A 14707-nucleotide genomic window follows, 5' to 3' on the forward strand; every position below is an offset into this window, starting at 1 on the left:
AGTTTATCAAATAAAATCAGCGATATTAATAGCTTGTATAATTTGTTCTAAATTAACAATTTACAATCAAACTAACAACTTTTTTTCATTATTTCGAGCATTTTTTTAACTTCGTAAAGTAGAATTAGGTAAAACAAAAAATAAAAAGGAAATAGTTAATCTATATAATGACTTATCTGCAGAGATGCTGAATCAATGTTCAGATTCTGCATTATATTATGCGGAGAAAGCCCTGCAACTATCAAAAACATTAAAATATAAAAAAGGCACTGCATATTCATATTTGTCTTTGGGAAGCGTTTCAATTGTTGAGGGTAAGCTTGATAAGTCTTTTGATTGTTTTATGAATGCGTTAAATATATTTGAAAAAGATAATGATTCAATAGGTATAAGTAAATCATATTTAAAACTTGGCTATACATATTATCACCTTAAAGAATTTACAAAAGCACAAAAATATAATATGCTTTCGTTACAATTTTTGAAAAGCAGCGATTATAAAGAACTTCAAAACACATACAATAATGTCGGTTTGGTATATTCATCATTGGATATGCCTGATTCTGCACTATACTACTATCAAAAATCAATTAGTTCTTCAAAGAATATAAACGGCAGAAAAAATATCTTCTATGAGTTAGGAAACATTGCAAACCTTCACTTAAACAAGGGAAATTATAAAAAAGCATTAGAAACCTATTTGGAAGTTAAAAAGATGTCAGAGGAATATAGGGATAAAAGTTCTGTTTCAATTTCATTTTGTAATTTATCAGAAGTTTATTTTTTAATGGCTGAAAAAGAGCAAATTATTAACAAGAAAAAAAACTACAACCGGCTGTCTGTAAGTTATGCCGATTCTGCATTAACTACGGCCAAGTCTGTTAATTCTCTGATTTTAATAAATTATTCTTATGAGCGATTATTTCAATCATATAAAGGATTAAATGATTATAAAAATGCTTTTTTATATTTGGATTCATTTGTAACTGTTAAGGATAGTTTATTCGATATAAGTAAAATTTCTGAATTTGAAAAATTAGAGAACAAATATCAAACAGAGAAACAACATTTAGAGATAGAAAGTTATAAAAAAACTGAAAACCTAAACGAAGCGATAATAAAAAAGCAAAACCAAACAATTTTGTTCGGAATTATTTCAATAGTCATTATTCTTGGTCTTTTTTTATTCTTGATATTATCATACAGAAAAAAACTTAAAACCAATAAGGAAATCAATGAGAAAAATAAGGCAATATTAAATCAACGTTCTGAAATTGCTGCTCAAAGAGATAAAATGAGCGAATTAGCTTTTGAATTGAAAAGAGCAAATAAGAAAAAAAATAAAGCCAATAAGCGTTTGAGTGAATTGAATGAATCTGTTATAAAACAGAGAAAAGAAATTGCTTCACAAAGAGACAAAATGAGTGAGTTAGCCTTTGAATTAAAGAAATTAAACAAAACAAAGAATAAGTTTATTTCTGTGCTTGCCCATGATTTAAAAAACCCTTTTCAGTCAATTTTAGGTTTCTCCGAGTTAATTAAAGAGCAAACACTAAAAGGTAAGTTTGATAAAGTAAACATGTTTTCCGATTATTATTTATAATACAGCTGCCGGCACATATAATTTACTTGAAAATTTGTTAGATTGGGCAAAAGCACAAGCCGGAATTATGAGGTATAAACCCGAAAACATTTTATTATATGATATTATTAAAGAGAGTATTTATATAATAAGAAATTCGGCAGAAGCTAAAAATATAGATTTAAAAGTGCTGTGTGATAAATCAACGGAAGTATTTGCCGACAAATCTATGATAGCTGCTGTTATAAGAAATTTGGTTACTAATGCGATTAAATTTACTGAGCGAAACGGAGAAGTTATTGTAAGTTCAGAAAAAAATAATCAAGATGTAATAATAACAGTTAAAGATACCGGAATAGGGATTAAAGAAGAAAAATTTTCAAAGTTATTCAGAGCTGATTTTGATTTTTCAACTTTCGGAACAGAAAATGAAAAAGGCTCAGGTTTCGGCTTGTCTGTTTGTAAAGATTTTATACAAAAAAATGGCGGAACAATTAAGGTAAAGAGCAAACAGGGAGAAGGAAGTTCGTTTATTATAACAATACCGCTTTCAAAACAAAACTAAGTTTTCTATGTTTTGAATAGATAGTCTTTACAATATTATTCTCTTTGATAATAAACTTTCCTTATTAAAAACAGATTATATTAATTAAAATTTAAAATCGCTTTAAATCATCAAAACTGAAAGTCCATTCCGGAGTATTTAATTCTCCTGATTCTTTCAATTTATACCAAGGAGATAAATTCTCATCATTCGGGTTTTTTAGTATATGAATATCCTGTGCCGGCATATAACTTTGCGATAACATAAAAACAATTTCTCCTGTATCATTTTTTGCAACATCCATAACGCTAACAGCATGTCCGTAAGGATTTCCTTTTTGTATAAAAACATCTCCGATTTGAATATTTCTCGGCGACTCCACTTTTTTAAGCTCCTTTTTCAAAGATGCAGTATTAGCATAAGAAAAAATATAATCCATATACTTTCTGAATTTTTTATGAGAAAAATCTCCTTTTGCATAAGTGCTGAAAAATCTCGGTTTTCCGTCAGACAAGAAATTAAAATGAATGTCAGAATATCTTTTTTGCCCAAATAAATATTCTCCTCTTAATCGCATTACGGCATCTGCACATTGTTGCAAATCTCTTGTTCCTGCATCAATTTTCAGTACGGCAAATTGTACCGATTGATTATATTTCGGAATTATAAATTAATTGGGTTAATTGCTTTTTTTAGTTGTCATGCTTAATTTTACTAATGTTTCAAACATATCATCATCTTTACGATTATTGAATTTAAAGACTGTTTCTGCAACATACAAATGTAGTTTCTTTTTTGAAACGTGATGATGTTGCCCCATTATCTGCCTTTTTATAAAAGCCCAAAAACTCTCTATAGTATTTGTGTTAATGCCTCTGTATGAATACATTTCAGAATGTTCAATTTTAATATGTTCTATTATTTTGCTAAACTGGCTATACCCTTTAAATTCATCAGTTATAACAAGGGATTCATCTTTATTCTTAACATGCTTTTCGACTAATTGCTTTAATTCTTTGTATGATAATTTTTTCATTACTTCAGCAACAACATTTCCGTCTCTCTGTACTAAACCAACAACCGGTATTTTCTTTTGAGAGCCTCTGCCACGTTTTATATCTTTATCACATGCAACATAACGCTTTGATTTTGTTTCAAAATTAAAACCTTCTTTTTTATATTCTTTGATTTTTTCATCTAATTCTTTTCGCTCTTTTGGTTCTAAACATTCATCGTTTGACATCGGACGTGGTTTGCCTCCGACAAATGTTTCATCTTGTTCTAAAATTCCTTCTAATTTAACTTCGTTGTTTTCTAAAATCATCATTTCCCTTATTTTATGATAACTATTAAGGGCAGTTGGATAGCTAATATCAAGATTTCTTTGAAGTTGTAATGCTGATAATCCTTTTTTTGCATCTGATATAATACTAAACATAAAAAGCCACTTTTTTAATGGTATTCTTGTATCGTGCAAATATGTATTTGTAGTAACAGAGAAAGATTTTTTACAATATGTACATTTAAACCTTTTGTCTTTATTTCGGTTTCCTTTATGCAGTTCCCCACAATAAGGACATTTACGTTTATTTTTCCAACGAAATGATTCAAAATATTCAACTGCATCAATGTCAGTAGTAAATTTTTCTGTTATTTGGATAATGTTCATTTTATAGTTTTTCCTTCATATATCGTTTGTACTAATTTTTTAATTTTAGATGGTTTTTCATCTAAAATATTTGTTGCCAAATTTTCAACATCCTTACATTCTAATTCAAGATAGTTTTTATATTTTTTATTTATAAATTCTCTCCTTTGTTCTTCGTTTGCAAAATCAAGACTGTCTAAATCAGATTTAAATAAATTTCTATTTCTAATATCATATATAATTTTTGTTATTTTTAATTCTGTTTTTAACTTTTCAATTTTGTAGATTAAAAAGTATGCTAATAAAAATATTCCAATAGCACTTATAGCCTGAAATATCCAGTATGTTTGTCCATCTATTTGAATTATTTCCATTTCTTGATTATTTATTGTTAAATTGAATAAAGACCATAAGGATTCTATTTTTGTTAGAATTACAATTACTATTGATGCTTTAATTGTGAAATTTTTCATAGCTTTGGATTTTAGATTAAAACCACTAAATTAGCTATAAAAACACTAACGCCCAATTAATTTATAATTCCGTTATATTTTAATTCTCCGGTATATAAATACACTATGTTATCTTCGGTTTTTAATTCAAGATTTCTTAAATATTTCCCATAAGAATCGGAACCAACTTCAATTCTTGTGTACCCTTTAGGAACAGGTATTGATTCAACATTCGTGTATTTTGCTGTTTCCTGCTGTTCAATGGTGTTAAAAACAACTTTTTCAATAATCAAAGTGTCTTTTGTCTCTTTTTTATTGTCAGAATTTTGCGAATTACAAGAAATTGTTATTGTGCCGGCTGCGAGCAGAATTAAAATAATGTTTTTCATATTAAAAAATGCTAATTGGAATAATTCTGTTTTATACAAAACTAAAATTTATTTTAAATATTCTTTGTGTTTTAATAAATTTTACGGTCAATCAAATTGAAAGAGTTTTGTTTTTTTATTTACATTTGTGTTATAATCAGTATTTAAAATGAATAAAAAATACATCCTCGCATTAGACCAAGGAACAAGCAGTTCCAGAGCAATAATTTTTAACAAAGAACAAAACATTGTAGGTGTTGAGCAACAAGAATTTAAACAATTTTATCCGAAAGCGGGTTGGGTTGAGCATAATCCGCACGAAATTTGGGAAAGCCAATACCTTACAGTAAAAACACTAATAACCCGCTTAAAAATTAATCCCGAAGAAATTGCCGGAATAGGTATTACAAATCAAAGAGAAACAACCGTAATTTGGGATAAAAACACCGGAGAGCCTGTTTACAACGCAATTGTTTGGCAAGATAAAAGAACTTCCGCTTTATGCGAAGATTTAAAAAATAAAGGTCTTGAAAATTATGTAAAAGAAAACACCGGATTGTTGTTAGATTCATACTTTTCCGGAACAAAAATAAATTGGATTCTTGAAAATGTTGAAGGGGCAAAAAGCAAGGCGGAACAAGGCAATTTGCTGTTCGGAACTGTCGATACTTGGCTTATTTGGAAGCTTTCAGGAGGTAAACTTCATATTACAGATTATTCAAATGCATCGCGAACTTTAATCTACAACATTAAGAAATTGCAATGGGATAAAAAAATGCTTGAAATTTTAAATATTCCGGAGGTAATTCTTCCCGAAGTTAAAAACTCAAGCGAGATTTACGGAACAACAACAAAAGAACTGTTCGGTTGCGAAATTCCGATTGCCGGAATTGCCGGCGACCAACAAGCTGCACTTTTCGGGCAACAATGCTTTTCGGAAGGCGAAGCAAAAAACACATACGGAACAGGTTGTTTTATGTTGATGAATACAGGCAAAAAACCGGTTAGTTCAAAATCGGGCTTGCTTACAACAATTGCATGGGGATTAAACGGAGAAGTGACTTATGCACTTGAAGGCAGCGTTTTTATTGCCGGTGCGGCAATTAAATGGCTTCGTGACGGAATAAAAATTATAAACTCTGCTCCCGATACGGAAAACATGATTAAAAAAACAAATTCAAGCGAGGGTATTTATTTTGTTCCCGCTTTTGCCGGACTCGGAGCTCCGTATTGGGATATGAATGCAAGAGGAATAATTACGGGACTTACGCAAGGAGTAACAGAAAATCATTTTGTGAGAGCAACTTTGGAATCATTGGCATATCAAACAAAAGACATTCTTGATGCAATGTCATCCGATTCAGGAATAGAACTGAAAGAACTGAACGTTGACGGCGGAGCATCCGTAAATAACTTCTTAATGCAATTTCAGGCTGACATTTTGAATGAAACCGTAATAAGACCCGAAGTTGTTGAAACAACTGCTGCCGGTGCCGCATCTCTTGCAGGACTTTCAACCGGTTTTTGGACAGAAAAAAACTTAATGGTAAAACGAAAAATTGACAAAGAATTTAATCCGAATATGGAAGATTTAAAACGTAATGAACTTTATGCCGGTTGGAAACTTGCGGTTCGGAGGTGTATGTTGAAATAATTATTTTAAAATGAAAACAAGCCAAAAAAAAGCATACATATACGCAATATCTGCCGTTTTACTTTGGTCAACAGTTGCCGTATCTTTTAAAATTGCTTTAAGGTATGTAAATTTTTTGCAACTTCTGTTTTTTGCATCTGCTGTAGCTTTATTTACTTACCTTATAATAAGTTTACTTTCCGGAAAAATAAAAACGCTTTTTACAATAACGAAAAAAGAATTGCTGTATTCCTCATTTATAGGGTTTTTAAACCCCTTTTTATATTATGTGATTTTATTTAAAGCATATTCCTTGCTGCCGGCACAAATTGCACAACCCCTAAACTATCTTTGGCCTGCAATGTTGGTGCTTTTATCAGCTCCTTTACTGGGGCAAAAACTGAAAATAAAAAGTTTGCTTTCTGTTTTTTTTGGTTTTTTGGGAGTATATGTAATTGCTACTCAGGGTAATGTGTTTGATTTCAAAGTTGAGAAACCTTTCGGAGTTATTCTTGCAGCCGGAAGTTCTGTTATTTGGGCATTATCTTGGATATTTAATCAAAAAGATAAAAGAACAGGCGAAAAAAAGTTGTTTTGGGCATTCTTTTTCGGCTTAATTTATATTTCAATAAGTATATTCTTTTTTTCAGAATTTAAACTTCCGAAATTAAATGGAATTTTAGCAGTAATTTATGTTGGTTTATTTGAAATGGGAATTACTTTTTTCTTATGGTTAAAAGCACTACAAATAACAGACAGAAACGACAGCATAAGTAATCTTGTGTTTTTTTCTCCTTTTTTTGCTTTAATATTTATTCATTTTATTCTCGGAGAGAATATATATTACACAACTTTTATAGGTCTTATTTTTATTATATCAGGAATTTTTATTCAACAAATTAAAAAAAAACAAAGAAAATAAACATCTTTATCAAAAAAATAACGATTGTCAGAAACTAAAAGCATATTAGGAATAGATCCCGGAACAATTTTTACGGGTTGGGGGGTAATTAATATCGTAGGGAAAACACCCCAACTAGAAAGTTTTGGTTATATTGATTTGTCAAAAATAAAAGACCCTTATGAGAAGTTAAAACTGATTTTTAACAGAACAGTTCAACTAATTGATGAATATAATATTTCGGAAATGGCAATTGAAGCACCTTTTTTCGGAAAAAATGTACAGTCGATGTTAAAATTAGGCAGAGCACAAGGCGTATCCATTGCTGCGGCACTTTCACGAGATATTGCTGTTTTTGAATATGCACCCCGAAAAATAAAAATTGCAGTAACCGGAAACGGAAATGCCTCAAAAGAACAAGTTGCAGTTTTTCTTCAAAACATATTAAAATTTAAAGAAATTCCTAAAAAACTTGATGCAACTGATGGTTTAGCGGTTGCCCTTTGTCATAATTATCAATCAAAAATAATAGGTGGCGGTTCATATAAAAGTTGGAAGGAATTTATAAACAAAAATCCCGGAAGGGTTAAAAAGAAGTAATACGGTTAATTTAAACAATAAAAACCGGTTGAAAAGTTATTGTTTAAATATTATTTATTAAGTTTGTATTAGAAATATGTAAACAGTGCATTAAAAAAAGACAAAATTTACATACAAAATGTTATTTCCGGCAAAATAATTGTTTGCTATATAAAGTATTTATTTAAAAACCATAATATTATGAAGTTTACTAAGATTTTATTTATCGGACTAATCTTTTTTCTGTTTTCGGGCGGAGTTTTCGGACAAGAGTTAACTTATTCAGCTGCAGAAGGTTTGTTTAATGAATCTCAAAAGAAAGTATTAGAAAAAGCAGAAAAGTATATTGAAAAAGGAAACAAAAAAATAAAGCAAGCAGAAACAATCGAATCAAAATATAAAAAGCCGGAAAAGAAAAAGAAGAAAAAAAAGAAAAAGAAGAAAAAAAATAAAGCAAGTAAAACTGATAAAAAAACTTGGGAAGCAAAAAAACTAAGAATTCAAGCAGAAAAAGACTATCTAAAAGCATACCAAGATGCAACAACAGTTTATTCCGAAATAATTGTAGGAGCAGATTTTTTTGATGACGGAGACCACACAGAAGCACAAGCATTAAATGATGATGCCGTCAGCTTAATAGAAGATGCCGATAAAAAAATGGCGAAATACAATAAAAAAACCGGAGATAAGAAAGCATTAAAGAAAATGTCTTCTTCCAAAGTTAAAGGAGCAATAGGCGATGCAAGAAGATTAAAAGAAGATGCTTACGACAAACAAAAAGAAGCCTTAGATATTGTTTTAAACCAAGGGCGAAAAAAAGAATCTGTTGAAAAAGATAAAGCAGCATGGGCAAATGCTCAAAGCATTAATACAATTGCAGCCTATGAAGATTATATAGATAACTTTCCTTCAGGAAAATATGTAAGCAGTGCAAGGTCAATGATACGAAAATTAAAAGCTGAAGAAGAAAAAAATAAGCAACCCGTAATTAAATCAAACTATATTTTTAAAGTACAAATTGCAGCTTCAAAAGTGGCATTGTCAAATTATGAGTTAGCTTCTAAATACAGTAATACTGCAGAAATTGAAAAAGTATATGCAAACTATTATTATAAATACAGAGTCGGTTCATTCTCTACTTATTCACAAGCAGCAAGCCTAAGAGACAGGCTGTTACAATCTTCTGTTTATGATGCATTTATAGTTGTATTTGATAAAAACGGAAATCAAATTGAAGTTACTGATGATATGAAAAAATAAACTTCTGAACATTGTTTAAAAATATTTTAAAAAAAAGATTGTCATTAAAGGCAGTCTTTTTTTATACTTTTACAATAAATTTAACTTTATTATGGCAAAAATACTTGTAATTGACGACGAAAAAGCAATCCGAAACTCCTTGAAAGATATTTTAGAATATGAAAAACACGAAGTTATTCTTGCAGAAGACGGAAAACAAGGCTTAAAAGAACTTGAAAATAATGAATTTGAAATAGCCCTTTGCGATATTAAGATGCCAGGGATTGACGGTATTGAAGTTCTCGAAAAAGTTATTGAAAAAGGAATTGATGTTCGATTTATTCTGATTTCAGGACACGGAACGGTTGACACGGCAGTCGGAGCAATAAAAAAAGGTGCTTTTGATTTTATTGAAAAACCCCTTGATTTAAACCGCTTGTTAATTACAATTAAAAATGCTTTGGAAGTAGGTAAATTAGTTACCGAAACAAAAGTTCTGAAAAAACGTGTAAGCAAAAAATACGAAATGGTGGGCAATTCGGAAGCTTTACAACATATAAGAGAAATGGTTGACAAAGTTGCCGAAACTGATGCTCGTGTTTTAATTACCGGCAATAACGGAACCGGAAAAGAATTAGTTGCACATCGTTTGCACGAAAAAAGTAAAAGATGTAAACAGCCTTTTGTAGAAGTTAATTGTGCGGCAATTCCTTCGGAACTTATTGAAAGTGAGCTGTTCGGGCATGAGAAAGGTTCTTTTACTTCGGCACACAAACAAAGAACAGGAAAGTTTGAACAAGCTAACGGAGGCACAATTTTTTTGGATGAAATCGGAGATATGAGCCTTTCGGCACAAGCCAAAGTTTTAAGGGCTTTGCAGGAAAACAAAATTTCACGTGTAGGAAGTGATAAACAAATTAAAGTTGATGTAAGAGTTATTGCAGCTACAAATAAAAATTTAAAAGACGAAATTGCCGAAAAAAGGTTCAGAGAAGATTTATATCACAGGTTAAGTGTAATTTTAATTCATGTTCCTGCATTAAACGAAAGAACAGAGGATATTCCGTTACTTGCTGAACATTTTATGACACAAATTACAAAAGAACATGGTACTGCAAAATTAAAATTTGATAAAGCTGCAATAAAGGAACTTCAAAAAATAAATTGGACAGGAAATATTAGAGAATTCAGGAATGTTATTGAACGTTTAATTATTCTTTGTGATGAGAAAATAACAGCAAACGATGTGAAAATGTTTGCACAACCTATCGGGAAACAGTAAAACAAACCTGACAGGTGTTTAAAACTTGTCAGGATTTGAGCTTAGTGAATAAACCGATAAGATATTTTTATTAAAAATACATCAAGGGCATTTACCTTAAACATATCTTTTAAATTGTTGCCTAAATTAAATGCTCCGTCAGAACTGAAACCGGTTTTATCTTGCGACCAAACAATATATAATAAAGACCCCGGTTTATATTCCCACCTTAATACTAAATTTGAACGAAATTGCTGATAATTAAAATCCGGTTTTCCGATATAATAATCATAAATACCGTTACCGTTTTCAGATATTCCGAATATCTCATCATTTAACAAATAGTTTATTTCATTTTCCGGAAATGTATAAAACCTATCTTCATAATTGCTGTTTCTTGAATCTGTAATCTTTTTATAGTCAGAATATAAGCCTGCACTTATAAAGGGAGCACCGTAATATTGAACAGTAAAATCCGGTGTAAGATTAAAATTAATTCTAATTGTTGCAGAGAAAGTTTTTTGATTTATCGTACCGAATAAATACCTATCTTCGCCATTATAATTTTCGGTAGAAATATATTGAAGTTCGGTATTATTATAATTATACCTCGGAGATATTGAAACAGACAGCACATTTATCGGTTGATAGCGTATATTGGCAAATATTCCGTAACTTCTCGATGACTCGTCTTGTCCGTAATTATCCCAAAAACGAGTGTTAATGGTAAGTTTCTTTGTAGAATTTGTTCCGAGTCCGAAACTGTAATTGAAACCTCCCGGTGTAATCATTGCCGGACCTCCTCTTAAAATAGAATTGTCAACATTCTTTCGTTCAAAAGTAGCATTTAAACTTAACGTCCAAAAGTTTTTAAATTGCAACCAACTGCCTAATTGCCCGCCGAGAAATGTGCTTGTTCCGCTGTAATCCCAACCCGACCATTCGTTAGCATTTAGTCCTACTTGATTGAAAATTGAAAAAGGGTCGGTTATTTTATAACCTGCCCAAACATATTGAAACAATGTGTTTGCCCTTCTCATATATCCGATGTCGTTTAATTCAATTCCGGGAGAACGCCAAGTAAAATTTGCAGCATATCGCAAGCCTTTACTTGCTTGTTTTCCGAAGTTAATATTTCCGCCGTAACCGGATAAAACTGTTCTTGTTGAATCATAATTCATGTAATCGGCATCAGGTCTTTGAAAATATCTTCGAGAAGATAGCTGCTGCTCGGAAATGGCTGTTGTACTTCCTTCAATTCTGCTTCCTGCAAATTTTGCCGAAAAATAGTATTTTTTATTCTTGAAAAATTGCATAAAATCTAAACCGCCGGTTAAAGCTGATGAATTTAAGAAATCTAAATTTTTGTTATCAATAAATCGATATGTTGAAGTCATCATTCCTCCGAAAATTGTATTTCCGTCATTCATATCTTTTTGTAATCTTGCAGCTAAAAAATTTGTATATGGTTCAACTTCCTCGTTTCTTTCAATTCCGTTGAGGTTTATTTTTGCAAATTCTCTGTTTGTTAAACTTTCTATAATTCCTATTGAAACTCCGGACTTTGTTTTGCCGGTTAATTTAAGGGCTCCTATAATTCTTGTGTTTTCAGGCATTTTTACATATTCATCCCTGGATGTTTCCGGATAATATTTAGGGTTTGAACCCAACCTTCGCGAATAAAATAGATTATCTCTCGACCAAGGACTTCCTCCGGGTGTAATTTGATAATCAGTTATATTATTTCCTTCAACAAAAAACGGTCTTTTTTCGCTGAAAAATGTTTCAAATGCCGTTAGATTTACCTCCGAAGGGTCAGCTTCTACTTGTCCAAAATCCGGATTTACGGCAAAATCAAGTGTGAGGTTATTTGTAATTCCGATTTTTCCGTCAATTCCGGCATTAAATATTAAATCTTTTCCGTCGGCATAAGGGTTTCCGTATTCTTTTTCATATAATTCAAGTTTTGTTGAAAAATAAGGAGAAATCTCGATTTGCCTTTTCGGACTTAAGTCGTGAATACCGTTTAGTTCTCCGAAGTTACTTGTCCAACTTGATGATTCTTTCGGAATATATTGCCATATACTCCACTCTTTATTTCGGAATATATATCTTACAATTTCTAAACCCCAGGTTTGATTTTTCTTATTGCTGAAACGTAGCTGACTCAGAGGTATTTTCATTTCAGCTGTCCAACCGTTTTTTGTTTTTGTAGTTTTTGTTATCCATAGAGGATCCCATGTGTCATCTGTGTCTTCAATGTTGTCATTAACAGAAACAGCATCGGATCTAACACCCGAAGCACTAACGGCAAAAATAAATGCTGTTTTTTTATCATTATAACTGTCAATTTGAATTGCAACCAAATCTCCGTCCCAACTATCTCGCCTCGACATTCTTTTTTCAATTTTTTCGGGTTCGGAATCTAATGCATTAATTGCAACATATAAATTGTTATCGTCATATAATATTTTAAATTCTGTTTTTTGTGTCGGGTTATCAGCTTCATTTGGTTCAAGTTGAGTGAAATTATTTCCCCAACTGACTTTTTCCCATTCGTTTTCATCAATAATCCCGTCAATTTTTATTGATGATTTGTGTATTTTTTCAGTAGTGTATGATGACTTTGTTTGCCCCGAAACAGAGACATATAAGATACTGAAAATATATAAAAGGAATATGCATTTTTTCATTTTGGTTAAAGTGTTTTAAAAGTTAAGATGTTTTATTAATTATGCCAAATATCGTATTTTATCATTAATAATATAAAAGAATGTGCCAAACAAATTTTATGAAATAACAAACAGCGATAACAGATAAATATAAGCAGTTCGTTGTTCTTAAGTTTGTGTTTGTAATATAGAAAGCGTCTTTTCGGGAATATAAATACATCCGTAATTATTTTTAAGTTAAATTTGTAAAAATAATTGTTTTCGTGACGTTTTCAGAAAAAATAAAAAATATTGACTATAAAAGAATTGCATACCATATATTGTTTTGGTCTGTAGTTACTGTTTCTTATGATGCGGTTTCGTCTTTTATTTATGACAGACCTTTTCTGCAAACACTATTGCATGATATAAAATATTATACTCCGACTGATATGTTGGGAGTCTATTTTATGTTGTATTTTTTAATACCGAAGTTTTTATTGAATAAAGAATATTTAAAATTTTCTTTATTTTCTTTTCTGTTTTTTTTCATTTTAATATTTATTGCAACTCTCCCTTTTCAATACTTCGGGCATTTTGTTGATTATACCGATTTTTATTTAGCCGAGGGGAAACCGTTTCCTACATTTGAATCGTTTGTTTATAAGAACTTTGTGCAAGCCCTGACTGTTAAGTTGATGTTAGTAGGAATTGCATCCTCAATTAAAATAGCAAAAGTTTGGGTAAAGTCTCAAAAAAGACAACAGAATTTATTAAAAGAAAAACTGGAAATAAACCTTCAATTAAAAGAAGCCGAGTTAAAGTTTTTGAAATCACAAATAAACCCCCACTTTCTTTTTAATTCTTTAAATAATTTATACAGTTTAACACTTGAAAAATCCCCGAAAGCACCTGAGGTTGTTTTGAAAATTTCATCATTGCTGGATTATATGTTGTATAAATGCAATGTGCCGAGTATCGAGTTAGATAATGAAATTGAAAATATAAGAAATTATATTGATATTCAAAAAATAAGATACGGGAACGATACAAATATTGAAATAGACATAAAAGGAGACACCTCAAATATTAAAATTGCTCCTTTGTTGATACTGCCTATTGTAGAAAATGCTTTTAAACACGGCTTGGATAAAAATGTAGGGAGAGGTTATATAAAGATTCTTATCGAGGTTGCTGAATATAATGAATTTCATTTATCTGTCAGAAACAGCTTAAGGGGCGAAAATAATCACAACGGAGAAGGTATAGGAATGAAAAATCTTAAAAAAAGGCTTGAGCTGCAATATCCCGAGAAGTTTATTTTATCAGTTAAATTCTCTGATAATGAGTATAAAACAGTAATGCGTTTAAATCTTACATAGACTTTTAAGAAAAAGAAACGGTTTACGTTAAAAATTGTTAAAAGATTTTAATGTAATTATTTATCTATTTTGTTGAAGGTTAGATGTTAATCATTTTTAATCCTATTAATATCTTATTTGTTTAAATGCAGAAAAGCACGAATAATTTTGTTTTTTTTGGAGAATTAATTTTCTTTGCAAATTACAAATTAAACTTATTTATTAATTAAAATTTAGTATTATGTCAGACATTGCCTCAAGAGTTAAAGCAATAATTATAGACAAATTAGGAGTTGAAGAAAGTGAAGTAACATTAGAAGCCAGTTTCACTGATGATTTAGGTGCAGACTCACTTGACACTGTTGAATTAATCATGGAATTTGAAAAAGAATTTAATATTGCAATTCCGGATGATAAAGCTGAAACTATTGCAACTGTCGGTAACGCAGTAAGCTATATCGAAGAGAATTCAAAATAAATGTATTGTT

General features: G+C 30.6%; 14 protein-coding genes. 9 read left to right on the forward strand and 5 right to left on the reverse strand.

Annotated elements, in window-relative coordinates:
- Positions 1-184 precede the first annotated feature (184 nt).
- On the forward strand, positions 185-1603 hold the full coding sequence (locus L3J35_05900) for a tetratricopeptide repeat protein (protein MCF6365719.1): 1419 nt from the start codon (positions 185-187) through the stop codon (positions 1601-1603).
- Positions 1604-1637: 34 nt separating this feature from the next.
- Positions 1638-2147, forward strand: coding sequence for a HAMP domain-containing histidine kinase (locus L3J35_05905; protein MCF6365720.1), 510 nt, complete (start codon positions 1638-1640; stop codon positions 2145-2147).
- Between the two features lie 91 nt (positions 2148-2238).
- Here the strand turns inward: L3J35_05905 and L3J35_05910 are convergent, their stop codons facing one another.
- The 4 genes from L3J35_05910 to L3J35_05925 form a co-directional block, all read right to left on the reverse strand.
- Positions 2239-2727, reverse strand: a complete 489-nt coding sequence (locus tag L3J35_05910) for a DUF4846 domain-containing protein (GenBank protein MCF6365721.1) — start codon at positions 2725-2727, stop codon at positions 2239-2241.
- A gap of 78 nt (positions 2728-2805) precedes the next feature.
- Positions 2806-3795, reverse strand: a complete 990-nt coding sequence (locus L3J35_05915; GenBank protein ID MCF6365722.1) for an IS1595 family transposase — start codon at positions 3793-3795, stop codon at positions 2806-2808.
- Positions 3792-4247, reverse strand: coding sequence for a hypothetical protein (locus tag L3J35_05920; GenBank protein ID MCF6365723.1), 456 nt, complete (start codon positions 4245-4247; stop codon positions 3792-3794). Before L3J35_05920 ends, L3J35_05915 begins: the two co-directional genes overlap by 4 nt.
- A gap of 56 nt (positions 4248-4303) precedes the next feature.
- Positions 4304-4615: a DUF4846 domain-containing protein gene (locus tag L3J35_05925; GenBank protein MCF6365724.1), complete on the reverse strand. Its 312-nt coding sequence runs from the start codon at positions 4613-4615 to the stop codon at positions 4304-4306.
- 148 nt (positions 4616-4763) lie between these two features.
- Between L3J35_05925 and glpK the strand changes: the two genes are divergently transcribed.
- The 5 genes from glpK (at position 4764) to L3J35_05950 (ending at position 10228) form a co-directional block, all read left to right on the forward strand.
- Positions 4764-6248: a glycerol kinase GlpK gene (glpK, locus tag L3J35_05930; GenBank protein ID MCF6365725.1), complete on the forward strand. Its 1485-nt coding sequence runs from the start codon at positions 4764-4766 to the stop codon at positions 6246-6248.
- A 10-nt stretch (positions 6249-6258) separates the two neighbouring features.
- The gene (locus tag L3J35_05935; GenBank protein ID MCF6365726.1) at positions 6259-7149 is read left to right on the forward strand and encodes a DMT family transporter; all 891 of its coding nucleotides are present in this window, start codon (positions 6259-6261) and stop codon (positions 7147-7149) included.
- Positions 7150-7173: 24 nt separating this feature from the next.
- Positions 7174-7728 carry a crossover junction endodeoxyribonuclease RuvC gene (gene ruvC, locus L3J35_05940; GenBank protein ID MCF6365727.1) on the forward strand — a complete coding sequence of 185 codons (555 nt, stop codon included), beginning with the start codon at positions 7174-7176 and terminating at the stop codon, positions 7726-7728.
- A 180-nt stretch (positions 7729-7908) separates the two neighbouring features.
- A complete protein-coding gene (locus L3J35_05945; protein MCF6365728.1) occupies positions 7909-8967 on the forward strand; it encodes an SPOR domain-containing protein in 1059 nt (352 codons plus the stop codon).
- Positions 8968-9058: 91 nt separating this feature from the next.
- Positions 9059-10228, forward strand: a complete 1170-nt coding sequence (locus L3J35_05950; protein MCF6365729.1) for a sigma-54 dependent transcriptional regulator — start codon at positions 9059-9061, stop codon at positions 10226-10228.
- A 41-nt stretch (positions 10229-10269) separates the two neighbouring features.
- Here the strand turns inward: L3J35_05950 and L3J35_05955 are convergent, their stop codons facing one another.
- Positions 10270-12900 carry a carbohydrate binding family 9 domain-containing protein gene (locus L3J35_05955; GenBank protein MCF6365730.1) on the reverse strand — a complete coding sequence of 877 codons (2631 nt, stop codon included), beginning with the start codon at positions 12898-12900 and terminating at the stop codon, positions 10270-10272.
- Between the two features lie 242 nt (positions 12901-13142).
- Here L3J35_05955 and L3J35_05960 point away from each other — a divergent pair, with 242 nt between their 5' ends.
- A complete protein-coding gene (locus tag L3J35_05960; GenBank protein MCF6365731.1) occupies positions 13143-14240 on the forward strand; it encodes a histidine kinase in 1098 nt (365 codons plus the stop codon).
- Positions 14241-14460: 220 nt separating this feature from the next.
- Positions 14461-14697, forward strand: coding sequence for an acyl carrier protein (locus L3J35_05965; GenBank protein ID MCF6365732.1), 237 nt, complete (start codon positions 14461-14463; stop codon positions 14695-14697).
- Positions 14698-14707 lie beyond the last annotated feature (10 nt).

This window comes from Bacteroidales bacterium (assembly GCA_021648725.1).
Classification (GTDB): domain Bacteria; phylum Bacteroidota; class Bacteroidia; order Bacteroidales; family JAADGE01; genus JAADGE01.